This window comes from Aeromonas sp. 602396, from assembly GCF_049173735.1.
GTDB classification, from domain to species: Bacteria; Pseudomonadota; Gammaproteobacteria; order Enterobacterales; family Aeromonadaceae; genus Aeromonas; species Aeromonas veronii_A.
The window spans coordinates 14,705-39,084 of sequence record NZ_JAAKSD010000019.1; the positions used below are offsets into that span (position 1 = coordinate 14,705).

Below are 24,380 nucleotides of genomic sequence, written 5' to 3' on the forward strand. Positions count from 1 at the left end.
TCATCCCCGTCCCTTCTCCCACGAGGGGAGAAGGGAGCAAACAACAAGGCGTCATTGCTCGCCAAAGCGCCAATAGAAAGGCCCCGCCATCACTGGCGGGGCCTTTTCGTTACCGAAACCTGAACGACTTAGGCGGTCGGGGTCAGGGTAATGGTCACGCGACGGTTCTGGGCTTTGCCAGCGGCGGTGCTGTTGGTAGCAACCGGCTGATCTGGGCCCACGCCGGTGGTGGAGATGCGGCTACCTGCTACGCCCTGACCAATCAGCTGGGCGGCAACGGCATCGGCACGATCGCGGGAGAGCTTCATGTTCAGGTCGCGGGAACCTGTGCTGTCTGTGTGACCGACCACGTTCAGGCGGGTCTTGTCGAACTCGGCAACGACCATGGCCACGCCGGAGAGGGTGTTGGCACCGGCCGCTTTCAGCTGGGAGCTGGAGCTGTCGAAGGTGACGTTGTTCGGCATGTTGAGGATCAGCTCATTGCCATTGCGGGTCACACTGACGCCGGTGCCCTGCAGCTTCTCGCGCAGCTTGGCTTCCTGCACGTCCATGTAGTAGCCGATACCGCCACCCAGCGCTGCGCCGGCAGCAACACCGGTCAGGATGCCCTTCTTGCGGTCACCCTTGCTGGAGGAGAGCGCACCTACGGCCGCACCGGCAGCGGCGCCAGCCAGCGCGCCCCAGGCACCTTTGGAGGTCTGGGATTCACCTGTGTAGGGGTTGGTGGTACAGCCGCTCAGGGCAACGGTCAGTGCCAGAGCAGGCACCAGGATCTTGGCTCGCATGAAAAAACCTCTGTGAAAACAATCCGGCACCATGCCGGGGGCCGGATTGTAACGCGCTGGCACGCCATTGTCTGACGCAAGCCTGAATCGACGGCGAGAGTGATGTTTTTTTGGGCGATCGACGGGTTGTCAGCGCGATAACTGACACTCGGCATGGCAAGGACAGCTGACCAGATGATCGTTCACCATCCCCACCGCCTGCATAAAAGCGTAACAGATGGTGCTGCCGACGAAGTTGAAGCCGAGCTTCTTGAGCGCTTTCGACATGGCATCCGACTCCGGCGAAGTCGCCGGAATATCGCCGTTGCCCTGCCGCTGGTTAACGATGGGGGCGCCGCCAACAAAGCCCCACAGGTAGTCGGCGAAGTCGATCCCCTGCTCCTGCAACGCCAGATAAGCGCGGGCGTTTCTGATGATCGACTGCACCTTGAGCCGGTTGCGGATGATGCCGGTGTCCTGCATCAGCCGCTCTACATCCTGCTCGTCGAACCGGGCAATCTGCACCGGATCAAAGTCCGCATAGGCGCGGTAGTAGCTCTCGGTACGCTTGAGGATGGTGATCCACGACAGCCCCGCCTGCTGGCCGTCGAGGCAAAGCTTGGCAAACAGCTCGCGGGCGTCATAGACCGGCCTGCCCCACTGTTTGTCATGGTATTCAATGTATTCCGGGTCTTTGGTCACCCAGGCGCAGCGCAGTTCCATTTCCTCTCCCTCGTTATTTCAGCGGTGTACCCGACCCTGCCCACTCTACAGGCGGCACTGCTCACATCATATACCGGACATCCCGCCCGACCAGCCAGAGCCCAGCACCATCCCGCGAATCCGCTGCAATTTCGCCTATTATCCGACCATGCCAGACGGTATACTCCCTCGGTTCACATTCAGCAAATCTTGCTCTGATTTTCACTTCGCGCGAAAAAAATTATGCAAAAATTCGATGTCAAAACCTTTCAGGGCCTGATCCTGCAGCTGCAGGACTATTGGTCCCGCCAGGGCTGTACCATCATTCAGCCGCTGGATATGGAAGTGGGTGCCGGTACTTCCCACCCCATGACCTGTCTGCGTGCCCTGGGCCCGGAGCCCATCGCCTGCGCCTACGTGCAACCGTCCCGCCGTCCCACTGACGGCCGCTACGGTGAAAACCCGAACCGCCTGCAGCACTACTACCAGTTCCAGGTGATCATCAAGCCTTCCCCCGACAACATTCAGGAACTCTATCTGGGCTCCCTGAAAGAGCTGGGCATGGATCCTGAAATCCACGACATCCGCTTCGTGGAAGACAACTGGGAAAACCCGACTCTGGGTGCCTGGGGTCTGGGTTGGGAAGTGTGGCTGAACGGCATGGAAGTGACCCAGTTCACCTACTTCCAGCAGGTTGGCGGCCTCGAGTGCAAGCCGGTCACCGGCGAGATCACCTACGGTCTCGAGCGTCTGGCCATGTACATTCAGGGCGTAGACAGCGTCTACGATCTGGTCTGGTCTGACGGCCCGCTGGGCAAGACCACCTATGGCGACGTGTTCCACCAGAACGAAGTGGAGCAATCCACCTACAACTTCGAACACGCCGATGTGGAGTTCCTGTTCCACTGCTTCGAGCAGTACGAGAAGGAAGCCCAGAATCTGCTGGCACTGGAAAAACCGCTGCCGCTGCCTGCCTACGAGCGCATCCTGAAAGCCGCTCACTCCTTCAACCTGCTGGATGCCCGCAAGGCCATCTCGGTCACCGAGCGTCAGCGCTACATCCTGCGCATTCGCACCCTGACCAAGGCCGTGGCAGAGGCATACTACGCCTCCCGCGAAGCGCTGGGCTTCCCGATGTGCCAACGTGGCAGCAACGAGAACAAGCAAGGTTAAGGAACGGACATGGCACAACATACATTTCTGGTAGAGATCGGTACTGCTGAGCTGCCGCCCAAAGCCCTGCGCTCCCTGGCCGAAGCCTTTGCCGACAACTTCAAAGCCGAACTGACCAAGGCCGATCTGGCCTTCGGCGACGTCGAGTGGTTTGCCTCACCGCGCCGTCTGGCGCTGAAGGTAAGCGGGCTGGCCGGCGAACAGCCGAGCAAGAGCGTCGAGAAGCGCGGCCCGGCCGTAGCGCAGGCGTTCGATGCCGAAGGCAAGCCGACCAAGGCTGCCGAAGGCTGGGCCCGTGGCAACGGCATCACCGTTGAGCAGGCCGAGCGTCTGGTCACCGACAAGGGTGAGTGGCTGGTTCACACCGCCAAGGTCGAAGGCCGTCCGGCCAAAGAATTGCTGGGCGAGCTGGTCGCCTCCGCACTGGCCAAACTGCCGATCCCGAAAATGATGCGCTGGGGCGACAAGACCATCCAGTTCGTGCGTCCGGTCTTCACCGTGACCCTGCTGCTGGATGGCGAGCTGGTTCCCGCCCACATTCTGGGTATCGACTCTGCCCGCACCATCCGCGGCCACCGCTTTATGGGCGAGAGCGAGTTCACCATCGACAACGCCAGCCAGTACCCGCAGATCCTGCAGGAGCGCGGCATGGTGATTGCCGACTTCATGGCGCGCAAGGCCAAGATCAAGGCTGACGTCGAAGCGGCCGCTGCCGCCTTCGGTGGCGTGGCCGATCTGGACGACGCCCTGCTGGAAGAAGTGACCGCACTGGTCGAGTGGCCTGTGGTGCTGACCGCCAACTTCGAAGAGAAGTTCCTGGCCGTGCCGGCTGAAGCGCTGGTTCACACCATGAAGGGTGACCAGAAGTACTTCCCGGTCTACGACAAGAACGGCAAGCTGCTGCCGAAGTTCATCTTCGTCACCAACATCGAGTCCAAGGACCCGAGCCAGATCATCAGCGGCAACGAGAAGGTGGTTCGCCCCCGTCTCTCTGACGCCGAGTTCTTCTTCAAGACCGACCTCAAGCAGACTCTGGCCTCCCGCCTGCCGCGCCTTGAAACCGTGCTGTTCCAGCAACAGCTGGGCACCGTCAAGGCCAAGGTCGAGCGTATCGAGACCGTCGCCGGCTTTATCGCCGAGCGCATCGGTGCCGACGTGGCTCAGGCCAAGCGTGCCGGTCTGCTCTCCAAGTGTGACCTGATGACCAACATGGTTGGCGAGTTCACCGACACCCAGGGTGTCATGGGGATGCACTACGCCCGTCACGATGGCGAAGATGAAGCAGTGGCCGTGGCCCTCAACGAGCAGTACATGCCGCGCTTTGCCGGCGATGCCCTGCCGTCCGGTCTGGTGGCCTGCGCCGTCGCGCTGGCCGACAAGTTCGACACCCTGGCCGGTATCTTCGGCATCGGCATGCTGCCGAAGGGTGACAAGGACCCGTTCGCCCTGCGTCGCGCCGCCATCGGTGCCCTGCGCATCATGACCGAGAAGCAGCTGGATCTGGATCTGGTTGAACTGGTTGAAGAAGCGGTACGCGTCTACGGCGACAAGCTGACCAACAAAACCGTCGTTACCGACGTGGTCGACTTTATGCTGGGCCGCTTCCGCGCCGCCTATCAGGACGAAGGCATCGGTGCCGACGTGGTGCTGGCCGTACTGGCCCGCCGCCCGACCCGTCCGCTCGACTTCGATCGTCGCGTCAAGGCCGTCAGCCACTTCCGCACGCTGGATGCCGCACTGGCACTGGCTGCCGCCAACAAGCGCGTGAGCAACATTCTGGCCAAGGTCGAAGGCGAACTGCCGACTGCCGTTAAACCGGAACTGCTGGTCGATGCCGCCGAGAAGGCTCTGGCCACCCAGGTTGCCGAACTGCAAGCCGAACTGGCCCCGCTGTTCGCCGCCGGTGACTATCAGGCTGCCCTCACCCGTCTGGCCGCCCTGCGCGAGCCGGTCGATACCTTCTTCAACGAGGTGATGGTGATGGCCGACGACGAAGCCCTCAAGGCCAACCGTCTGGCACTGCTGAACAACCTGCGCAACCTGTTCCTGCAAGTCGCGGATATCTCCCTATTGCAGTGATGTTGGTTGAATCAGTGATATAAAAAACGGCGCCGTTAAGGCGCCGTTTTTGTTTGACCGAATATAAACAAAAAAGATAAATTAATATTACTAATAACTTTCCAGAGTCACATATGAGCAAAATCATATTATTCATATTCGCATTATTATCTGCAACATCAGTTGAAAACCATAAAGATAGCACTATAAATATAACTACTACACCATCAGTTGATATAGAAACGGTTTATAAATTAAAAGAATTCGAGGAGTTAAAGATAGAAAATAAAATCATGAAGGAGTTTCATGAGAAAATTTTAGATACTGTTTATTGGTCTCTTGGTTCTGTTTTTGGGATATTAGCATTGCTTCTAGGTTTTGGATGGTGGTCAAACTTCAAACTCCACGAAAAAGATAAAAAAAGTATTCTTGATGAAGTATCAGCACTTATTTCCGAGAGAGAAATAAGTCAAATTAAAAAGATCCATAATGTCCAGGAAAGCATAAACAGTGAAATTAAAAGCGTAGTGATTCAACTCAATTCAAAAATAGATAATCTTCATGTATTACATTCAGAAGTAGATAAAACTACGGATGAACTATATGGACAAATAGAAACGGTCAAAGCGAGCATAGCTGACTGCATTAAACACATTAAAATTAGTCATTTGGGTCATGAAGTATCGCTGCGATTTGTTGAAGAAAGACTCTGGGATACTAGAGGTGTCGGAGATAACGTGTTGCTAACACAATTTCAGTACTTATCTGCTTGTATAGAGCTAAATAAGCTTGTGGAGAATGAAGGGAGAGATATTGGTGGTATTCTAGAACGCATAGCAGCAACCATACAAGAGTCCTTTATTGATAAAAAAAGAAAGGTCTCACAATATCTTCTTGATGTAGCAAAAAATGACCTTAAAGAACTAGATGAAAAACACAACATAAGTATTAATAAAATTTTCACTTTGCTTGAAGAGGCGAGAACAATTGACAATTAATTACAGGGGCACCTGCTCGTAGGTTCGATTAGCCGCTAGGCGTAATCGGACGTTCGCGTAAATCCATTCTCCCACCATAACGGCCAGTCGAATTCCCCCTCCGGCTGGCCGACGCTGTTACACGGCAACAACCGCAACCAAAGCCTCTCGTTCGTCCGATTACGCTGCGCTAATCGAACCTACAGAAAGCGGTGGATTGCGGAGCATGCCGGTCGGTGCCGAACATCGAGAAGCTCAACATTGACCTTGGGTTGGCATTACGCCCCCTCATCCCCAACCCTTCTCCCGCAAGGGGAGAAGGGGGCAACTCGTAGGTTCGATTAGCCGTCAGGCGTAATCGGACGTTCGCGTAAATGGATTCTCCCGCTATCACGGCCAGCCGCACTTCCCCCTACGGCTGGCCGCCCCTGAATCACGGCAACAACCGTAATCAAAGCCTCTCGATCGTCCGATTACGCTGCGCTAATCGAACCTACAGGGGGGTAATGAGCTGTTATCATTTGAGACAGTGCCCAGCGCCGCCACGCCCCGAGAGGAGAGTCATGGATATACCTGCCGCCCCGTCCCCCGCCATCTGCCAGCTGTGTCAGGAGAAAGCCGAGCTCGACTTCGATTTCACCATGGCCTTCCAGCCCATCGTCGATTGCAGCCAGCGCACCATATTCGGCTATGAGGCGCTGGTACGGGGGATCAACAACGAACCGGCGCAGAGCGTGATTGCCCGGGTCAACGATGGCAATCGCTACCGCTTCGACCAGCTGTGCCGCATCAAGGCCATCGCACTGGCCGCCCGGCTCGATATGCGGGGCATGCTGAGCATCAACTTTCTGCCCAATGCGGTCTACCGTCCGGAACGCTGCATCCGCACCACCCTGCAGGCGGCCCGCGAACACCACTTCCCCATCGAGCAGATCATGTTCGAGCTGACCGAGGTGGAGCAGGTGCAGGATAGCCAGCATCTTCGCGGCATCGTCGATCACTATCAGGCCCTCGGCTTCAAGACGGCAATCGATGACTTTGGCGCCGGTTACTCGGGCCTCAACCTGCTGGCCGATTTTCACCCCAACATCGTCAAGCTCGATATGCACCTGCTGCGGGGCATCGACCAGGACCCGACCCGACAAGCCATAGTGCGCCACTGTCTGGCGCTGTTTGCCGAGTTGCAGATCACCCCGCTGGCGGAGGGGATCGAGACCCGCGAAGAGATGGCCTGCCTGCGGGAGATGGGCGTCAGCCTGATGCAAGGCTATCTGTTTGCCCGCCCCGGCTTTGAAAACTTGCCGGAAGTAGATTTCGCCAGCCTGTAAGCCAGTCGGTCTGCACTGCCCCCCTCAACCCACACCCGCCCGAATAAGAAAACGGACACCCGAGGGTGTCCATGTGCATACCCTGTGACCTTGCGCCATGGTCACACAGTCACCCTCCCCGGTTAATGGGTCAGCTGTGGCAACAGTTGCAGCAGGTGAGCCCGTATCGCCAGCGGCGTCTGGCTGACCCAGATCTCCAGCAGGCCATACGCGAGCAACGGCAGCACCAGCAGCAACAGGCAGAGCAGCACCAGCAAACGGCTCGGTGCAAGCCGCTTCACCTTGCTGCCAAGGTGCAGGGCCTCGGCCCGCTTGGGGCAGGCGGCCACGCAGCTCAGGCAGCCGGTGCACTCCAGGTTGCGAACTGCGATAAGCTGGTGCACCGCAATGCGCGATGGACAGGCCCGGCTGCACTTGTCGCAGTCATGACCCAGGCTTCGCAGGCAGCGGGCCGGGTCGCGGCGAATGCGCAGCGGCGTCAGTAGCCCCAGCAGGGCGAGCCAGGCGCCATAGGGGCAAAGGTAGCGGCAGAATCCCTGACGAAAGGTCGCGGTAAGCAGCAACACCCAGCCGAGGCACAGACCCGAGATCAGGGTCAGGTTGAAGAAGAAGGCTCCCATCTTCATGTCCGCCGCCTGATGGTAGGGGCTGGTGAAGTAGCCGGGCAGGGCAGCAGCCGGCACCGCCAGCAGGATGATGAAGAGCAGAAAGCCGAGCACCAGAAATTTCTGGGTGCGCAGGGCAAGATCCAGCCAGCGCGGCGGGCTCCACTCCCCCGGCAGCAACCGGTGGCGCAGGCCATGTAGCCATTCCCCCACCAGCCCGAGCGGACAGAACCAGGCACAGAACGCCCGCCCCAGCAGCAGGGCCGACAGGGAGAGTACCAGTACGGTGACGGTGGCTGCCGGATGGTGGGGATCCACCAACCCCTGCGCGAACCAGGCCCGCAGCCCGAGGCCACCGGCGATGGGCAGGAAGGCATCCACCACGTCCGGGCGCACCAGCCAGGGGCTCATCCCCTGTCCCAACTGCCAGATATGCAGGCTGTATTGCACTGTGACCAGCCCCCAGCAGAGCAGCAGCAGATGGCGAGTGCCTGCCCGCAACTGCTGACTGTCGATCGCCCCGAACACGGGCAGCGGCCGCCTCTGATGCCGGAGGGCAAGCACGGCGGTGACCGTCCCCAGTGCGAGCCAGAGCAGGCTGTCGGCCGCCAGCAACCAGACCAGCCCCAGCAGGCCGAGCGCAAGACGCCCCGGCCAGCCGGTGCGCACCTGCCACGCCAACAACACCAGATAAACCATACCGGCCACCATGGTTATCGCTTCAATCACGCTCATGCATCCCCCACTGCCTACATCCGGATCCGGCAGCAAGGATAACTAACATTTGAGTTGATTATTTTGATCTGCATGGGCCGAGGGAGGAGTTATGGCCAATGCCTCCCTCGCAGGCTCTCCCCTCTTTCAACGACACGCTGCCTCATCAGCCAGGCACTAACCGCGGGCACGGTGGAGGTGGTAGTCAACGTGATAGTCGTTGGCATTACGGAACATGATGGAGTAGTTGAGGAACTCTCCGCTCTCGCTGTATGAGAGTGAGGTGAGCCGCAGGATAGGGGCCCCCTGCTCGATATGGAGCAGCTCGGCAGTAGCCCGATCCGCCAGCACGGCGCTGAAGCACTCATAGTTGCCCGCAATCGCGATGCCGCACTCCCGTTCGATGTAGTCGAATTTGGACCCTTCCAGATGGGCGACCGACAGATTGCGAAACAGTCTGACCGGCATATAGCTCTCTTCCAGCAGCAGAGCCCGACCATCCACCGAGCGGATCCGGCTGGAGTAATAGACGGGTTCATTCACCTTCACCCTCAGCTGACTGGCGATGGCCGGTGGCGCAGGCATGGTGCGAAATTCCAACACCTGGCTGGTCAAAGTGCGCCCCTGCTCGCGCATCAGTTCGGTAAACCCGCTCAGCCCTTTGGTCTCATGCTGGACATCCTTTTTTGTCACATAGGTGCCGCTGCCGTGGCGCCGCTCGACCAATCCCCACTCGATCAACATGTCTACCGCTTTGCGAATGGTCATGCGGGAGACGCCATACTGTTCTGCCAGCGCTTTTTCGCCGGGCAACACATCTCCCACCCGGCACTCGGCACCGTTTACCCTGATCCTGAGTCGATCAGCCACCGATTTATAGATCACTGCTAGACATCTCCTGTGGTCACAATGCCAACCATCTTATTCTGAATCAAGTGACTAAATTGCTTAAAAACAATAACTTAACTTTCAACCAAAGCTGCAAGAACATCACGAAACCAAGAGGTACAACAATATCGCAAAAGTTAGACATCTTTGTCTAAATAACTGCATGCGTCAGATCACATTATTCCAAGATATTTCATGAGGTCTCTTTTTATCGTTGCTAATTTGCATCTGGCAACACCGGCAAGGATTCGATTAGCTATTTCAACCAAGGGACAATATATGCTCAGTCAAATTCAACGTTTTGGCGGAGCAATGTTCACTCCTGTACTGCTTTTTCCTTTTGCAGGTATGGTAGTAGGCATTGCAATTATGCTGAAAAACCCGATGTTTGTCGGTGAATCACTGGCAAACCCACAAGGATTATTCTTCCAGATCATCCATATTATTGAAGAGGGTGGCTGGACAGTATTCAGGAATATGCCGCTTATATTTGCGATTGGCCTGCCAATCGGTCTGGCAAATAAGGCACAAGCCAGAGCCTGTCTGGCTGTATTGGTCAGTTTCATGACCTGGAACTATTTTATCAACGCCATGGGCATGACCTGGGGCAGTTATTTCGGGGTCGACTTCAGTCAGGATATAGGGGGTGAAAGTGGCCTCGCCATGGTAGCGGGGATCAAGACCCTGGATACCAGCATCATAGGGGCCATCGTCATCTCCGGCACCGTGACGGCACTGCACAACCGCCTGTTTGATCGCCAACTGCCGGTCTTTCTCGGCATCTTTCAGGGCAGCTCCTTTGTCACCATTGTCGCCTTCTTCGTGATGATCCCCTGTGCCTGGCTGACCCTGCTTGGCTGGCCAAAAGTACAGATGGGCATCGCCTCCCTGCAGAATTTCATGCTGATCTCGGGTCCGGTCGGGGTGTGGGTATACACCTTCCTCGAGCGGATTTTGATCCCGACCGGCCTGCATCACTTTATCTACGGCCCCTTCATCTTCGGCCCAGCGGCAGTAGAGGGGGGCATTCAACTCTACTGGGCGCAGCACATGCTGGAGTTCAGCCAGAGCACTCGCCCGCTGATTGAACAGTTCCCTCAGGGTGGCTTTGCCCTGCATGGCAACTCGAAGATTTTCGGTGCCATGGGGATTGCCCTGGCCATCTATGCCACGGCAGCCAAAGAGAACAAGGCCAAGGTTGCAGGCCTGCTGATCCCGGCCACCCTGACCGCCATTCTGGTCGGCATCACCGAGCCGCTGGAGTTCACCTTCCTCTTCATCTCGCCGCTGCTGTTTGCCATCCACGCCCTGCTGGCAGCCACCATGTCGACTGTGATGTACCTGTTTGGTGTGGTCGGCAACATGGGTGGAGGTCTGCTCGACCAGTTCCTGCCGCAGAACTGGATACCCATGTTCCACAACCATGCGGGAATGATGTTCACCCAGATCGCTATCGGATTGGTCTTTACCGGCATCTGGTTCCTGATATTCCGCGCGCTGATTATCAGGCTCAATCTTAAAACACCGGGCCGGGAAGACAGTGAAATAAAGCTTTATTCCAAGTCAGATTATCAGGCAGCCAAAAACCAGCGTAGCAGTGATAGTGCAACACAAATTATCGAAGCGCTTGGTGGAGTCAAAAATATACGCAGTCTGAATAATTGTGCCACGCGCTTAAGAATATCGCTGGTTAACAGCAAGCTAGCAGATGCAGATGAGGAGTTTATTAAATTGGGAGCCCATGGTGTCGTCCGCCATGGCGATAGTATCCAGGTAATTATCGGTCTGCATGTACCTCAGGTACGTGAAAATATGGAATCGATTATGAACAACAGTCATCAACAATCGTCTTTAGTAATGGAGTCATGATCATGAAAAAATTCTCTGTAGTCATTGCCGGTGGTGGTAGCACTTTTACTCCAGGTATCGTTCTGATGTTGCTGGAAAATCAGCATCGCTTCCCGCTCAAGGAGATCAAATTCTACGACAACGATGGTGCCCGTCAGGAGATCATCGCCGAAGCCTGCAAAATCTTGCTGAAAGAGAAGGCTCCCGAGATCGCCTTCAGCTATGGCACCGACCCCAAAGCAGCGTTTAGCGATGTAGATTTCGTCATGGCCCATATCCGGGTTGGCAAATATCCGATGCGCGAGCTGGACGAGAAGATCCCGCTGCGTCATGGCGTGGTCGGTCAGGAGACCTGCGGCCCGGGCGGTATCGCCTATGGCATGCGCTCCATCGGCGGAGTGCTGGAGCTGGTCGACTATATGGAGCAGTACTCACCCAATGCCTGGATGCTCAACTACTCCAACCCGGCCGCCATCGTCGCCGAAGCGACCCGTCGCCTGCGTCCCAACGCCAAAATTCTCAACATCTGCGACATGCCGATCGGGATCGAGGGGCGCATGGCCCAGATTGCCGGTCTCAAATCCCGCAAAGAGATGCGGGTACGCTACTACGGCCTCAACCACTTTGGCTGGTGGACCCGCATCGAGGATCTGGAAGGCAACGACCTGATGCCGAAGATCAAGGAGCACGTTGCCCGCCACGGCTATGTGCCCAACAGCGCCAGTCATGCCGAAGCCAGCTGGAACGATACCTTCGCCAAGGCAAAGGATGTATGGGCGCTCGACCCGGATACCCTGCCCAACACCTATCTGAAGTACTACCTCTACCCGGACTATGTGGTGGCCCACTCCAACCCGGAACACACTCGCGCCAACGAAGTAATGGAGCACCGCGAGAAGCAGGTCTTTACCGCTTGCACCGAGATCGTCAAGGCAGGCAACTCAGCAGCTGGCGAGCTGGAGATCGATGAACACGCCTCCTATATCGTGGATCTGGCAACCGCCATCGCCTTCAACACTCAGGAGCGGATGCTGCTGATCGTACCCAATCGCGGCGCTATCCCCAACTTTGACCCGGAAGCCATGGTCGAGATCCCCTGCCTGGTCGGCAGCAGTGGGCCAGAGCCGTTGCAGGTGGGCAGCATCCCGCTGTTCCAGCAGGGCATGATGGGCCAACAGGTCGCGGTCGAGAAACTGGTGGTCGAAGCCTGGGTTGAGCACTCTTACCAGAAGCTGTGGCAAGCCATCACCCTCTCCAAGACAGTACCTAGCGCCTCGGTGGCCAAGTCCATTCTCGATGACTTGATAGAGGCCAACAAAGCCTACTGGCCGGAACTGAAATAAACCGCCCATAAACAAAAACCCCCTCGTGACAGAGGGGGTTTTTCGTGTTGGCAACGGGTGCGGATTAACGCAGCGGTTTGACCGAGCGACGGACGATCAGCTCGGGCTGTACCGTCATCGATTCCACTTCCAGCTCCTTGTTGCGGATCCGGCTGACCAGATGCTTCACCGCCAGCTGGCCCAGTTCGGCCTTCGGGTGACGGATGGTGGTCAGCGGCGGGCTGGAGAAGCGCGCCATCTCCACATCGTCGTAGCCGATGATGGAGATATCGTCCGGCACCTTGACTCCGGCTTCCCAGGCAGCGCAAATCGCGCCGATCGCCATGGGATCGTCGAAGGCAAAGACCGCGGTCGGACGAGGCTGCAGGGCCAGGATGCGCTGCATGGCATCGAAGCCGCTCTGGCTCTCGTAATCCCCTTCAAAGACCTGTTCATCTTTGAGGGTCAGACCGTGCTCGCCCAGCGCATCACGTACCCCGTCCAGCCGCTGCTGGGTGGTCGGCTTGGAGAGCTGGCCAGTGATGCAGACGATGTCGCGGTGCCCCAGCTCCAGCAGATGGCGTACGGCCATGCGGGCGCCGATGCGGGCGTTGTCGTTGATGACGTTGGCGAAATCGCACTCCGTCCCCCAATCCAGTACCACCTGCGGCACGTTCTTGTGGATGCGCAGCATGTCGCGCAACGGGGTGTCGATATCGGTCCCCAATACCAGCAGACCATCCACCCGTTTTTCCATCAGCATTCTCAGGTAATGCTGTTGGCGAGGCGGCTGGTTTTCGGTGTTGCAGAGGATCAGGCTGTAGCCCTGTTCGAAGCAGTACGCTTCAACCCCTTGCACCACTTCCGCGAAGAAGGGGTTTACGCTGGTGGTCACCAGCATGCCAATGGTCTTGGTCGAATTTATCTTAAGACTGCGCGCTACCGAGTTGGGCGCGTAGTTGAGTTCTGCCACCGCCTCAATCACTTTCTGGGTCGCGTCTTCGCTGACCCGCCGAGTGTGGTTGAGCACATGTGAGACGGTGGAGATGGATACGCCTGCGCGCGAGGCGACATCCTTGATAGTGGCCATCTCTGTCTCCTGACTGTCAAAGGCGGAACATTAGCAGATTTCCCGAATAAAGGCTTGGTTTTAACGGGCTCTGCCACGGAATTGTCAATGCCGGCTAATTTAGGCGCTCATTTCTGTTTGCGCAAACGATTAATGGTCAAAATGGGAGCACCATCAGAGTAAAATATCACCAGACTAATCCTCTGTGCTTCATCATAATCACCTCTGGTTACCAAGATGTTAAGGCGAAGAATCGATACTAAATTCCAATTCAACACAAATGACAGGTCATTTATTTCAAAATAAGCCCACCCCACCCCCTCTGGTTAGTATCTTTAACAGCTTGTTATTGCCCCGTGAGGAATGATAGAACCATACCTATAGCCGGATGCACGGGATGTCGATCCGGAATGGCACTCGTAAATGAAACAATCCACTGATTAAGGGACGAATCAATGCATAAGTTGAGCAAAATCACAGTTGGCGCAGCGGTTTCTTTGGCTCTGTTTGGATCGATCTCCATCGCCCACGCGGCAGACACCATCAAGATAGGTATCGCAGGCCCGCTCACCGGCCCGGTTGCCCAGTACGGGGACATGCAGTTCACCGGCGGCAAGATGGCGGTCGAGCAAATCAACAAGGCTGGCGGTATCAATGGCAAGCAGATCGAAGCCGTCATCTATGACGATGCCTGTGATCCCAAGCAGGCGGTAGCCATCGCCAACAAGGTGGTGAATGATGGCGTCAAGTTCGTGGTCGGCCACCTCTGCTCCGACAATACCCTGCCCGCCTCCGACATCTATGAAGACGAGGGGATCCTGATGGTCACCCCCGCCTCCACCAACCCCAAGATCACCGAGCGCGGTTACCAGCTGACTCTGCGCACCATCGGTCTGGATAGCGATCAGGGCCCGACTGCCGCCAAGTACATCATCGAGCAGGTCAAACCCCAGCGCGTCGCCGTTATCCACGACAAGAAGCAGTACGGTGAAGGGATCGCCTCCAGCGTCAAAGCAGCACTGGACAAGGCTGGCGTGAAGGTGGTGGCCTATGAAGGGATCACCGCCGGTGACAAGGACTTCTCCGCCCTGATCGCCAAGCTGCAGAAAGAGAACGTCGATTTCGTCTACTACGGCGGCTATCACCCTGAGCTGGGCCTGATCCTGCGTCAGGCTGGCGAGAAGGGGCTGAAAGCCAAGTTCATGGGCCCGGAAGGGGTCGGTAACAAGGATATCTCCGCCATCGGCGGCCCGGCTTCCGAAGGCCTGCTGGTGACCCTGCCGAACAAATACGATCTGGTGCCTGCCAACGCCCCGCTGGTGGCGGCGTTCAAGGCCAAGGGTCAGGACTCCTCCGGCCCGTTCGTCTGGACCACCTATGCCGCGGTGCAGAGCCTGGCTGCCGGTATCGCCAAGGCGGGTGAAGATGACCCGGCCGCCGTTGCCGCCGCCATCAAGGCCGCACCGATCGATACCGTGATGGGCCCCCTGACCTGGGCACCTAACGGTGACCTGAAAGGCTTCGAATTTGGTGTGTTCCAGTGGCACGCTGACGGTACTTCCAGCCAAGTCAAATAATCTGCCGATCGGGGGTGAGTACGCTCACCCCCTCCTCTCTTTGCGGGCAAGTACAGGGAACGCAGTATGTCCGAACACCTCCTTTATCTCGTTCAGCAACTGCTGAACGGATTAACCATAGGCAGCACCTATGCGTTGATCGCCATTGGCTACACCATGGTCTATGGCATCATCGGCATGATCAACTTCGCCCACGGCGAGGTTTACATGATCGGCTCCTATGTCGCTTTCATGGTGATGGCGGGGCTCATGATGATGGGCATCGACAGCACCTTTCTACTGCTGGGGGGCGCCTTCCTGGTCAGTATCATCATCACCGGCACCTATGGCTGGAGCATCGAGCGAGTCGCCTACCGGCCACTGCGCGGTGGCAACCGGCTGATCCCCCTCATCTCCGCCATCGGCATGTCGATCTTCTTGCAGAACATGATGCGCATGGCTCAGGGCTCGCGGGATATCGCCATGCCCAGCCTGATCTCAGGTGGCTGGACCCTGGGGGGTGAGGATGGTTTTCAGGCCAGCCTCTCCTATATGCAGCTGATCATTTTCGTGGTGACTTTCATCACCATGCTGGCGCTGACCCAGTTCATCGGCCGCTCCCGCATGGGCCGCGCCTGCCGCGCCTGTTCGGAAGATATCAAGATGGCCAATCTGCTGGGCATCGACACCCACGTGGTCATCTCCATCACCTTCGTGCTGGGGGCTGCACTGGCCGCCGTGGCCGGGGTGCTGCTCGGCATGTATTACGGCGTCATCAACCCCTACCTCGGCTTTATGGCCGGTCTGAAGGCCTTCACTGCCGCAGTATTGGGCGGTATCGGCAGCATTCCGGGCGCCGTACTGGGCGGCCTGCTGCTGGGGGTGGTTGAAGCGCTCACCGCCGGTTATCTCAGCACCGAGTACAAAGATGTGATGGCGTTTGCCCTGCTCATCTTTGTGCTGCTCTTTATGCCTACTGGCATCTTGGGTCGTCCGGAAGTGGAGAAAGTGTGATGAAACATCAATTGATCCACGCCTGTATCGCCAGCCTGGTGCTGCTGGTGCTCTCCTTCTGGCTGCTCGGCTTCAAGCTGGAGACCGATGGCTCCAGCCTGCAGGTAGTGAGCCGCCTCGATGTGTCGCTGGCCTGGCTACTGGGGGGCGCCACCATTGTTTTCTGGTTCCAGATGCTGCGCGGCCAGATTGCCAAGCTGTTTCAGGCCTCCATCAGCGGCTTCTCGGTCGGCTTCACCAAGCTGGTGCTGCCGAGCCCGGAAGAGGCGCCCAAGCTCTATAACCTCACCGCCGTGCTGGTGCTGCTGTTTGCGGTGAGCTGGCCCTTTATGGCTTCTCGCGGCGCCATCGATCTCGCCACCCTCACCCTGATTTACATCATGCTGGGGCTGGGGCTGAACGTGGTGGTCGGCCTCGCCGGTCTGCTCGATCTCGGCTATGTCGGCTTCTACGCGGTCGGTGCCTACAGCTATGCCCTACTCAACACCTACTTCGGACTGAGCTTCTGGGAGTGCCTGCCCATCGCCGGGCTGATGGCCGCTACCTTCGGCTTCCTGCTCGGTTTCCCGGTGCTGCGGCTGCGGGGGGACTATCTGGCCATCGTCACCCTGGGTTTTGGCGAGATCATCCGCATCCTGCTCAACAACATGACTACCCTGACCGGCGGCCCGAACGGGATCTCCGGCATCCCCAAGCCGACGCTGGGGGGGCTGGAGTTCAACCGCACCGTCAAGGATGGGGGCTTTGATACCTTCCACAACTTCTTCGGCATTACCTACAACGCCAACCACAAGGTGATCTTCCTCTACCTGATGGCGCTGGTGCTGGTGGTGGTGACCCTGTTCGTCATCAACCGCCTGCTGCGCATGCCCCTTGGCCGAGCCTGGGAAGCGCTGCGGGAAGATGAGATCGCCTGCAAATCGCTGGGGCTCAACCCCACCATCATCAAGCTGACCGCCTTCACCATAGGCGCCACCTTCGCAGGCTTCGCGGGGAGTTTCTTTGCCTCGCGGCAGGGCTTTATCAGCCCGGAATCCTTCGTCTTTATCGAGTCGGCCATTGTGCTGGCGATTGTGGTGCTGGGCGGCATGGGCTCCCAGATCGGGGTTGTGCTGGCAGCCATCGTGATGACGGTGCTGCCGGAGCTGGCCCGCGAGTTCAACGAGTACCGCATGCTGATGTTCGGCCTCTTGATGGTGTTCATGATGATCTGGCGACCACAGGGATTGCTGCCGATGACCCGTCCGCATCTGGAGTTGAAGAAATGAGTACTCATCAGAAGTTAATGGAAGTCTCTGATTTGTCGATGCGCTTCGGCGGCCTGCTGGCAGTCAACGGGGTAAAACTGGATATCGACAAGGGCGAGGTGATCTCCATCATCGGCCCCAACGGCGCGGGCAAGACCACCATCTTCAACTGCCTGACCGGCTTCTACTGCCCGAGCGGCGGCATCATCCGCTACAAGGGTGAGGAGATCCAGGGGTTGCCCGGCCACCTCATCGCCCGCAAGGGGATTGTGCGTACCTTTCAGCATGTGCGGCTGTTCAAGGAGATGACAGCGGTGGAGAACCTGCTGGTTGCCCAGCACCAGCACCTCAACACCAGCTTTATCGCCGGTCTGTTCAAGACCCCGGCCTTCCGCCGGGCGGAGCAGGAGGGGCTGGAGCGGGCCGCCTTCTGGCTGGATAAAGTGGGCCTCAAGGATCTTGCCAACCGCGCCGCCGGTAATCTGGCCTACGGTCAGCAGCGCCGCCTCGAGATCGCCCGCTGCATGGCGACCCGTCCCGAGCTGCTGATGCTGGATGAACCTGCTGCCGGCCTCAACCCGAAGGAGACCGACGAGCTGGACGAGCTCATCATGAGCCTGCGGGACGAATTCGGGGTCTCGGTGCTGCTGATCGAACACGATATGAAGCTGGTGATGGGCATCTCCAACCGCATCTTCGTGGTCAGCCAGGGCACCCCGCTGGCCCATGGCAAGCCGGATGAGATCCGTAACAACCCGGCAGTGATCAAGGCCTATCTGGGCGAGTCGTAAGGAAAACAAGATGTTAGAACTTCGCAACGTATCGACCCACTACGGCAAAATTCAGGCGCTGCACGATGTTAGCGTCGAGGTGAAAGAGGGGGAAATCGTCACCCTGATCGGCGCCAACGGCGCGGGCAAGACTACCCTGCTGATGACCCTCTGCGGCGAGCCCAAGCCCAGCAGCGGCTCCATCTGGTTTGAGGGGGAACAGATCAGCTCCCTCACCACCGCCCGCATCATGCGCAAGGATATCGCCGTGGTGCCGGAGGGGCGCCGTATCTTCGCCCGCCTGACGGTGGAGGAGAACCTGCTGATGGGCGCCTTCTTCGTCGACAAGGCCGAGCAGCATGGCCTGCTGGATCAGGTGTTCACCCTGTTCCCGCGCCTGCATGAGCGACTGGAGCAGCGCGCAGGCACCATGTCCGGCGGCGAGCAGCAGATGCTGGCCATCGGCCGCGCCCTGATGAGCAAACCGCGCCTGCTGCTGCTGGATGAACCCTCGCTGGGGCTGGCCCCCATCGTCATTCAGCAGATCTTCGACACCATCGAACAGTTGCGGCAGAAGGGGATGACCATCTTTCTGGTGGAACAGAACGCCAACCAGGCGCTCAAGCTGGCCGACCGCGGCTATGTGCTGGAGAACGGCCACGTGGTGCTGCAAGACACGGGCGCCGCCCTGCTGGCCAACCCGGCGGTGCGGCAGGCTTATCTGGGCGGTTAACCCACTCACCCGCATGCCATATCAACAAGGGAGCCGCTGGCTCCCTTATCTTTTGTGGGGTTAGTTTGCGCCCAAGCTTGCGGTACACTGGCCCGTAATCAACCTATTCGCAGGACATCCCGATGGACCAGTTTGCCCATATCAATGCCCATGATGCCCACCAGAAACTGAGCGCGGGTGAAGCCCGTCTGGTGGATATTCGCGACCCGCAATCCTTTGAAGCGGCCCACGCGGTCGGCGCCTTCCACCTCACCAACGGCACCCTGGTGCGCTTTATGAACGAAGTGGATTTCGATACCCCGGTCATCGTGATGTGCTATCACGGCAACAGCAGTCAGGGGGCCGCCCAATACCTGCTGCAACAGGGTTATGACGAGGTCTACAGTCTGGATGGCGGTTTCGAGGCGTGGCGCCGGGAGTTTCCCATCGAGGCTGGCGAGGCATGATCCAGCTGCTAGTGCTCGACAACGCCCGCATGGCACAAGCGCTGGTGGACTATCTGGCGACCCTGGGGATCTCCTGCGAGCTGACCCAGTCCGAGCTGGGGGTCACCATCTGGTTGGCGGACGAGCTACGCCTTGCCCAAGCCCAGCTGGAGGTGAAGCGCTTTCTGGCCGAGCCGGGCCACCCGCGCTATATGGAAGCCTCCTGGCAATCCGGCCGCGCCGATGCCCGCATCGACTACAGCAAGGGGATGACGGATCCCATCACCGATTTCCTCCATCAGGCGGGGCCACTGACGCTGGTGGTGATCATCGCCTGCCTCGCCATCTACGGCATCGAGGCCATCGGCCTACCCATCTACGATGAACTGGCATTCCACCCGACGCTGGCCCAGTTCACCGACTGGCAGGCGTGGCGCTATTTCACCCCCGCCCTGATCCACTTCTCGGTACTCCATCTGGTGTTCAACTTGCTGTGGTGGTGGTATCTCGGCGGTCAGATCGAGCAGCGCCTTGGCAGCGGCAAGCTGCTGATCCTGCTGCTGGTGGGCGCCGCCCTGCCCAATATCGCCGAGTTCTTCGCCAGCGGCCCGCTGTTTGGCGGCCTCTCCGGCGTGGTCTATGCCCTGCTCGGCTACTGCTGGCTGCGCAGCAAGCTGCAACCGGCCTGTGGCCTGACTCTGCCACCGGCGCTGATGGGCTTTATGCTGTTCTGGATGGTGCTCGGCTTCTTCGACATGCTCGGAACCAGCACCGCCAACATCGCCCACCTGACCGGCCTGCTGGTCGGCCTGCTGCAAGGCTGGCTGGATCGCAACCACCAGCCGACCTGATTATTCAGCAGTTTCAGAAACGAGAAAGCCGCCCCGAAGGGCGGCGTTTGCTTATGGTCTGCGCAGTTACTGCTTGAGCAGGGTGTCGTCAGTCACCTTGACCGCCGCACCGCCACTCATAAAGAAGCTGGCGAACTGGGTCTGGCTCTCGGTGGTGACCGCGCCAGTCGGATCAAAGTTCTCGTCAGGGGCCAGCAGCGAGCTATGGCCCCCTTTCAGGAAGCGCGCAGCATGGTGACCCGCCGGGAGCACGCCGGAACCCTTCAGCTCTTGCAAACCCAGTACCCGGAACAGCGGCTCGGTACCACCCAAAGGCGCGGAGGCGATGCTGTTGGGGATCACCTGATCCGGTAAGCTGAGCGCCCCATCACCAACAATTTCGGTGGCGAACAGCGGGAAGCTCTTGGCGACGCCACTGCCCAGATTGATCGGGTCGGCAGAGTCCAGCACTGACTGGGCGGCAAAGGTATAGCTCTGCAAGGTGCTCGCAGCCCCCGCCTGAGTAGCCGCATCCAGACTGGGCAGGAACTCGTTCACGAAACAGGTCGGCACCGCCGTCTGGCAACCGGGAGCATAAGCCTCAAACCCGGCCTTCAACTCAGGACTGCCCGAGGTGAGCACGCTCATCTTGATGGTCGGCCCGAAGCTCGGCGAGTTGAGCAGCAGCGGGGCGATGCCGCCACCCGGCATCGCAAGACCGCCGGTATCGAACTTGAACAGGGCATCAGCCTGAGCACTGCCGGTGGTCTGGTTGGCTACAGCCAGCAGATTGGCCCCGGTAATGGCACCGAGTGAGTGACCGAGGAAATGCACCTTCAGACCAGCACCACCCAATTGGCCACCCAGCCCCTTGGCATTGGCCAGACCGACAGCCAGGCGAAGGCCAAGCAGATCGGCCACGCTCTGTTTCAGGTTGTCCCGCGCCACCGTCAGATAACCCAAATTCAGATAGGGAGTCGGGTTCTCGGAGGTGGTGACGGTATCCATGCTGCCGCTCAGGGCATAGCCACGCTCACCGTGCAGCGGGTGATCGATCACCACCACAGCAACCACCTTGTTCACTGATGGGTCTAACCCGGCACCTATCTGGCTCAGCGCCAGCGCATAGGCGTTCTCCTTGATGGAGGTGACCCCGTGCTGATAGATGATCACATCGGTGACAGTGCTGAGGTCAGTGGTGGGGGCAAAGATCCGCAGCGGTACAGATTGTACTTCGGTCAGGGTCGGCAGCGGGTTGAAACGACCGATATTGCGCTCGGCATCCAGCGGCTTGCCACCCGAGGTGAGGGTCACCCCGATCAGCTTGCTCGCCTCCCTCAGCAGATCGGCCTGACGGCTCGGATCGGCGATCAGCTCACCCAGCAGTACTGGGTCCACACCCGCCCCGACCAGCCCACCGATCACCTCGGTATCACCCGCTTTCAACGCATTGGCGATGGCATAGAGGCTGGGAATGGCGCCATGCCAAGATTGGGTCTTGGCCTTGTCCCAGGAGCCGGCTATCGCTGGAGTAGAGAGGAAGTAAGGGAGCTTGACGGCACCGGTATACACCTTGGTCACCGCCGCGATGCCGTTCAATGTGGCATTGGCAGCGACAGCGGCAGCAATCGCATCCCGATCATCTTGAGGCAAGAATGGCTCGTTCGCCAGCTGGGTCAGGAAGGATACCCCGCCATTGAGCGCATCAATCGTATAGGTCCCCGGCAGGCTGGTGTTGCCTTTGGCGTCCTGCTTCCACAACGATGCGGCATCCAGGGTCGGGCTCTGCAACACGGTGGCCGCAGCTCCCTTCACAGCCAGCAGCACATCGGCGCCAGATTGGGTGGCAAACCAGTCGGAGAAAATCACCCGATCGCCGGTAATCCCGGTAGCGGCCTTGAACAACGCTTCCTGCAGCGCAATCAGGCTGCTGATGGTCTGCTCCTGCGCGGTTGCACCAGCCGTCGATTTGAAGTTGCTGTAATCACCGCCGGCCTTGAGCGGCGTACCACGACTGTCCTTGAGGGAGTCGGTCGCCACGATCATGTAGTAGGAAGAGGGATTGAGCGGCTTGAGCGGAACCAGATTGAGTTTGCCGCCACCATCACTCACCACAAAGTCAGTGCCATAGGTCAGAGTCTTATTGTTCTTCACTCCAACGGGTCGCTGAGTCACCGGATCCAGTACCAGCTCCAGCAGGTAGAGGGGCGCAACGGCAGAGACATACTCGCTGGCCGCCGGGGCCGGCACAGAGACACCGGTCACGGTCGCCGGTACCAGCTGGACGGGTTGGGTGGTTGACCAGCCATCAAGGGTGGAGAGGGCAGATACCGGGTTCGACAGATCAGCAGTTTCTGTCGAAAACTTCAGGGTACCATCGCTGGCGCGGGGGGCCAGCACACTCGGGCGAAGTCCATTGGCTCCACTCAGGGCATAGTCCAGGGAGCTGGTAGTATCTCCCTTGTTGTCATCTCCACCACATCCGCTCAGCAGAGCGCTGACAACAGCTGCATAAATTAGCTTCTTCTTCATTTTTTATTCTCTTTTTATAGGGTTGTTATCCATCACCAGCCAACGAGGCCATCACGACCGCGACTGCAAGACGTTAACATAAAACCAACAACCAACGAGACTCATGTTGGTCATCTTCTGCTCAGGTTTGTGGCGAGAATCAAGGTTTTACGTCAACAAAGGGGCGCAAGGGTAACAACAGTGAGTGATTAACCAGACCCGACCAGCCAGCGGGCACCATCACGACTAAAAAGCCGCCGCGATCTCGGCAAAGTGAGGGAATTGTCGGTAGAATGTCCGCCAACGCTTAAGGAGGACATCATGATCGACCCGAAGAAACTGGAAGAGATCGCCAAGCAGGTGCACAACTCCCTGCCACCCGGCATTCGCAGCATGGGTGAAGAGGCCGAGAAGAAGATGCGTCAGGTACTGCAAGCGCAGCTGGGCAAGCTGGATCTGGTCAGCCGTGAAGAGTTCGACGTGCAGACCAAGGTGCTGCTGCGTACCCGGGAAAAACTGGCCGCCCTCGAAAGCAAGCTGGCTCAGCTCGAGCAGCAGCTCGGCGCCAAAGGCGAATAACGAAAACCCCAGCTCAGCTGGGGTTTTTGCTTTGTATTGAACCTGTAAAAAGCATCACACCTGAAGCAGATACCAGGCCCGCTTGCCGCGCGCCTTGGCCTCGTACATGGCCCGGTCGGCCACCTCCAATGCCTGTCGGAAGCTCAATGGTTGCTCCTCCCACAGGGCGATGCCGATACTCAGCCCCACCCGCTGCGGGCAACCGGGTTTGGGCACGTAACCATGCATCCGGCAGATCAGGGCATCGGCCAGATGAGCCAGAGCATGGTTTGATACATCACGATGCAGATAAACCACAAACTCGTCACCGCCGTAACGGCCGCACAGGGCAGAGCCCGGCATAATGAGACGCAACCACTCCGCCATCTGCTGCAGTACCTGATCACCACAAGCGTGGCCCAACTGGTCATTGATCCCCTTGAAGTCATCCAGATCGATAAAGAGCAGTGCCCCCGTCCCTTGTGGCGGCTGTAGAGCGAACGCCTTGCCAAATCCCTGCCGGTTGAGCAGGCCGGTGAGCGCATCGCAGTTGGCACGCTCTGCCAGCCGCTGCTCATAAGCCTTGCGCTGGGTGATATCGATATGGGAGCCCATGATCCGCAATGGCCTGCCCTCATCATCCCACTCCACTACGCGACCACGATCCCACAGCCAGGTGATCTCCCCGGCCGGGCTGATGGTGCGGTATTCAGCTTCGTAGAAGGGCGTTTTCCTCTCAAGGTGGGCAAAGTAGCTGCCCATGGCATGGGCGCGATCGTCGGGATGGAGCTTGGCGCTCCACTGATCGAAATGAGGGGCCATATCGCCAGCCTGAAAGTTCTGCAGATTGAAGACCCGCAGTTCGCCGGTGGGAATGGTGCCCTGCCAGAGACAGATGCCGGTGCCATCGAGGGCGGCATTGAGCTTCTCCTGCAACAGGCCGTTTTCATGCTGCAAAGCGGCGATCTCTGCCTGCAAACGGGCAAACGCATCACCACCGGAGGAGGGTTCCGGCATGGCGGCCAGCTCAGTCGCGCAGGGTGCCTCCCGATCATACCCGGGTTGCCCCCTTGCCTCTTTGCTTAACACTGCGCCTCCTTGTGCTTGCTCTATGGATGCTCTTGTCAATCCAAACAAAGATGCCACCAGCCAAGCCAGATTAGTAGCCATTCATAGCCAAAATATTGAAAAATAATGGGATAACGCCGCGATAATCCAACCATTCGGTACGATCAGGTACTGCGGCAGCCACAAAAACAAAAGCCCCCGGCAAAACCGGGGGCTGCGT

General features: G+C 58.4%; 21 protein-coding genes. 14 read left to right on the forward strand and 7 right to left on the reverse strand.

Features of this window, described 5'->3' with window-relative positions; all coding sequences use genetic code 11:
• Positions 1-128 precede the first annotated feature (128 nt).
• Together G5229_RS18950 and G5229_RS18955 are read right to left on the reverse strand one after the other, a co-directional pair.
• Entirely contained in the window at positions 129-785 is a 657-nt protein-coding gene (locus tag G5229_RS18950; RefSeq protein ID WP_005339468.1) for an OmpA family lipoprotein, read from the reverse strand.
• Between the two features lie 129 nt (positions 786-914).
• Positions 915-1,487 carry a DNA-3-methyladenine glycosylase I gene (locus G5229_RS18955; RefSeq protein ID WP_139494348.1) on the reverse strand — a complete coding sequence of 191 codons (573 nt, stop codon included), beginning with the start codon at positions 1,485-1,487 and terminating at the stop codon, positions 915-917.
• A gap of 222 nt (positions 1,488-1,709) precedes the next feature.
• On the opposite strand from G5229_RS18955, the gene glyQ reads away from it, so the two are divergent.
• The 4 genes from glyQ (at position 1,710) to G5229_RS18975 (ending at position 7,002) form a co-directional block, all read left to right on the forward strand.
• Positions 1,710-2,639 carry a glycine--tRNA ligase subunit alpha gene (gene glyQ, locus G5229_RS18960; RefSeq protein ID WP_010672400.1) on the forward strand — a complete coding sequence of 310 codons (930 nt, stop codon included), beginning with the start codon at positions 1,710-1,712 and terminating at the stop codon, positions 2,637-2,639.
• Between the two features lie 9 nt (positions 2,640-2,648).
• Positions 2,649-4,718 (forward strand): glycine--tRNA ligase subunit beta, encoded by a 2,070-nt coding sequence (gene glyS / locus G5229_RS18965; protein WP_227341651.1) that lies wholly within the window; start codon positions 2,649-2,651, stop codon positions 4,716-4,718.
• A gap of 113 nt (positions 4,719-4,831) precedes the next feature.
• On the forward strand, positions 4,832-5,695 hold the full coding sequence (locus G5229_RS18970) for a hypothetical protein (protein ID WP_227341652.1): 864 nt from the start codon (positions 4,832-4,834) through the stop codon (positions 5,693-5,695).
• A gap of 542 nt (positions 5,696-6,237) precedes the next feature.
• Positions 6,238-7,002, forward strand: a complete 765-nt coding sequence (locus G5229_RS18975) for an EAL domain-containing protein (RefSeq protein ID WP_227341653.1) — start codon at positions 6,238-6,240, stop codon at positions 7,000-7,002.
• A gap of 122 nt (positions 7,003-7,124) precedes the next feature.
• Here G5229_RS18975 and G5229_RS18980 read toward each other — a convergent pair whose 3' ends face one another.
• Both G5229_RS18980 and G5229_RS18985 read right to left on the reverse strand, forming a co-directional pair.
• Entirely contained in the window at positions 7,125-8,342 is a 1,218-nt protein-coding gene (locus G5229_RS18980; protein WP_227341654.1) for a 4Fe-4S binding protein, read from the reverse strand.
• A 156-nt stretch (positions 8,343-8,498) separates the two neighbouring features.
• A complete protein-coding gene (locus G5229_RS18985; protein ID WP_227341655.1) occupies positions 8,499-9,206 on the reverse strand; it encodes a GntR family transcriptional regulator in 708 nt (235 codons plus the stop codon).
• 282 nt (positions 9,207-9,488) lie between these two features.
• Between G5229_RS18985 and G5229_RS18990 the strand changes: the two genes are divergently transcribed.
• Both G5229_RS18990 and G5229_RS18995 read left to right on the forward strand, forming a co-directional pair.
• Positions 9,489-11,078, forward strand: a complete 1,590-nt coding sequence (locus G5229_RS18990; protein WP_227343141.1) for an alpha-glucoside-specific PTS transporter subunit IIBC — start codon at positions 9,489-9,491, stop codon at positions 11,076-11,078.
• Positions 11,075-12,400: a 6-phospho-alpha-glucosidase gene (locus tag G5229_RS18995; RefSeq protein WP_227341656.1), complete on the forward strand. Its 1,326-nt coding sequence runs from the start codon at positions 11,075-11,077 to the stop codon at positions 12,398-12,400. The genes G5229_RS18990 and G5229_RS18995 overlap by 4 nt, the downstream gene beginning before the upstream one ends.
• A gap of 64 nt (positions 12,401-12,464) precedes the next feature.
• Here G5229_RS18995 and G5229_RS19000 read toward each other — a convergent pair whose 3' ends face one another.
• Positions 12,465-13,469, reverse strand: coding sequence for a substrate-binding domain-containing protein (locus tag G5229_RS19000; protein WP_005355925.1), 1,005 nt, complete (start codon positions 13,467-13,469; stop codon positions 12,465-12,467).
• A gap of 434 nt (positions 13,470-13,903) precedes the next feature.
• Here G5229_RS19000 and G5229_RS19005 point away from each other — a divergent pair, with 434 nt between their 5' ends.
• From G5229_RS19005 to glpG, 7 genes are all read left to right on the forward strand, one after another.
• Positions 13,904-15,025 (forward strand): branched-chain amino acid ABC transporter substrate-binding protein, encoded by a 1,122-nt coding sequence (locus tag G5229_RS19005; RefSeq protein WP_227341657.1) that lies wholly within the window; start codon positions 13,904-13,906, stop codon positions 15,023-15,025.
• A 66-nt stretch (positions 15,026-15,091) separates the two neighbouring features.
• The gene (gene livH, locus G5229_RS19010) at positions 15,092-16,018 is read left to right on the forward strand and encodes a high-affinity branched-chain amino acid ABC transporter permease LivH (RefSeq protein ID WP_005339439.1); all 927 of its coding nucleotides are present in this window, start codon (positions 15,092-15,094) and stop codon (positions 16,016-16,018) included.
• On the forward strand, positions 16,018-17,286 hold the full coding sequence (locus G5229_RS19015) for a high-affinity branched-chain amino acid ABC transporter permease LivM (RefSeq protein WP_216952426.1): 1,269 nt from the start codon (positions 16,018-16,020) through the stop codon (positions 17,284-17,286). The genes livH and G5229_RS19015 overlap by 1 nt, the downstream gene beginning before the upstream one ends.
• Positions 17,283-18,056, forward strand: coding sequence for a high-affinity branched-chain amino acid ABC transporter ATP-binding protein LivG (gene livG, locus G5229_RS19020; RefSeq protein ID WP_219296971.1), 774 nt, complete (start codon positions 17,283-17,285; stop codon positions 18,054-18,056). The genes G5229_RS19015 and livG overlap by 4 nt, the downstream gene beginning before the upstream one ends.
• Before the next feature lie 10 nt (positions 18,057-18,066).
• A complete protein-coding gene (locus tag G5229_RS19025) occupies positions 18,067-18,768 on the forward strand; it encodes an ABC transporter ATP-binding protein (protein WP_005339433.1) in 702 nt (233 codons plus the stop codon).
• 122 nt (positions 18,769-18,890) lie between these two features.
• Positions 18,891-19,214 carry a thiosulfate sulfurtransferase GlpE gene (glpE, locus tag G5229_RS19030; protein ID WP_005355913.1) on the forward strand — a complete coding sequence of 108 codons (324 nt, stop codon included), beginning with the start codon at positions 18,891-18,893 and terminating at the stop codon, positions 19,212-19,214.
• Entirely contained in the window at positions 19,211-20,044 is an 834-nt protein-coding gene (gene glpG, locus G5229_RS19035) for a rhomboid family intramembrane serine protease GlpG (protein WP_265774920.1), read from the forward strand. The genes glpE and glpG overlap by 4 nt, the downstream gene beginning before the upstream one ends.
• A gap of 66 nt (positions 20,045-20,110) precedes the next feature.
• Here the strand turns inward: glpG and G5229_RS19040 are convergent, their stop codons facing one another.
• The gene (locus tag G5229_RS19040; protein WP_421210049.1) at positions 20,111-22,555 is read right to left on the reverse strand and encodes a VolA/Pla-1 family phospholipase; all 2,445 of its coding nucleotides are present in this window, start codon (positions 22,553-22,555) and stop codon (positions 20,111-20,113) included.
• A 300-nt stretch (positions 22,556-22,855) separates the two neighbouring features.
• On the opposite strand from G5229_RS19040, the gene ubiK reads away from it, so the two are divergent.
• Complete coding sequence (gene ubiK, locus G5229_RS19045) at positions 22,856-23,113, forward strand: ubiquinone biosynthesis accessory factor UbiK (protein ID WP_005339429.1); 258 nt, start codon at positions 22,856-22,858, stop codon at positions 23,111-23,113.
• A 54-nt stretch (positions 23,114-23,167) separates the two neighbouring features.
• Here the strand turns inward: ubiK and G5229_RS19050 are convergent, their stop codons facing one another.
• Complete coding sequence (locus G5229_RS19050) at positions 23,168-24,181, reverse strand: sensor domain-containing diguanylate cyclase (protein WP_227341660.1); 1,014 nt, start codon at positions 24,179-24,181, stop codon at positions 23,168-23,170.
• Positions 24,182-24,380: the final 199 nt, after the last annotated feature.

Coding starts and splice junctions, on each gene's coding strand:
- G5229_RS18990 (WP_227343141.1), top strand. CDS start 9,489: ATGCTCAGTCAAATTCAACGTTTTGGCGGAGCAATGTTCACTCCTGTA.
- G5229_RS19040 (WP_421210049.1), bottom strand. CDS start 22,555: ATGAAGAAGAAGCTAATTTATGCAGCTGTTGTCAGCGCTCTGCTGAGC.
- livG (WP_219296971.1), top strand. CDS start 17,283: ATGAGTACTCATCAGAAGTTAATGGAAGTCTCTGATTTGTCGATGCGC.
- G5229_RS18970 (WP_227341652.1), top strand. CDS start 4,832: ATGAGCAAAATCATATTATTCATATTCGCATTATTATCTGCAACATCA.
- G5229_RS19000 (WP_005355925.1), bottom strand. CDS start 13,469: ATGGCCACTATCAAGGATGTCGCCTCGCGCGCAGGCGTATCCATCTCC.
- glyS (WP_227341651.1), top strand. CDS start 2,649: ATGGCACAACATACATTTCTGGTAGAGATCGGTACTGCTGAGCTGCCG.
- livH (WP_005339439.1), top strand. CDS start 15,092: ATGTCCGAACACCTCCTTTATCTCGTTCAGCAACTGCTGAACGGATTA.
- G5229_RS19015 (WP_216952426.1), top strand. CDS start 16,018: ATGAAACATCAATTGATCCACGCCTGTATCGCCAGCCTGGTGCTGCTG.
- G5229_RS18995 (WP_227341656.1), top strand. CDS start 11,075: ATGATCATGAAAAAATTCTCTGTAGTCATTGCCGGTGGTGGTAGCACT.
- glpG (WP_265774920.1), top strand. CDS start 19,211: ATGATCCAGCTGCTAGTGCTCGACAACGCCCGCATGGCACAAGCGCTG.
- G5229_RS18980 (WP_227341654.1), bottom strand. CDS start 8,342: ATGAGCGTGATTGAAGCGATAACCATGGTGGCCGGTATGGTTTATCTG.
- glpE (WP_005355913.1), top strand. CDS start 18,891: ATGGACCAGTTTGCCCATATCAATGCCCATGATGCCCACCAGAAACTG.
- ubiK (WP_005339429.1), top strand. CDS start 22,856: ATGATCGACCCGAAGAAACTGGAAGAGATCGCCAAGCAGGTGCACAAC.
- G5229_RS18955 (WP_139494348.1), bottom strand. CDS start 1,487: ATGGAACTGCGCTGCGCCTGGGTGACCAAAGACCCGGAATACATTGAA.
- G5229_RS18950 (WP_005339468.1), bottom strand. CDS start 785: ATGCGAGCCAAGATCCTGGTGCCTGCTCTGGCACTGACCGTTGCCCTG.
- glyQ (WP_010672400.1), top strand. CDS start 1,710: ATGCAAAAATTCGATGTCAAAACCTTTCAGGGCCTGATCCTGCAGCTG.
- G5229_RS18975 (WP_227341653.1), top strand. CDS start 6,238: ATGGATATACCTGCCGCCCCGTCCCCCGCCATCTGCCAGCTGTGTCAG.
- G5229_RS19005 (WP_227341657.1), top strand. CDS start 13,904: ATGCATAAGTTGAGCAAAATCACAGTTGGCGCAGCGGTTTCTTTGGCT.
- G5229_RS19025 (WP_005339433.1), top strand. CDS start 18,067: ATGTTAGAACTTCGCAACGTATCGACCCACTACGGCAAAATTCAGGCG.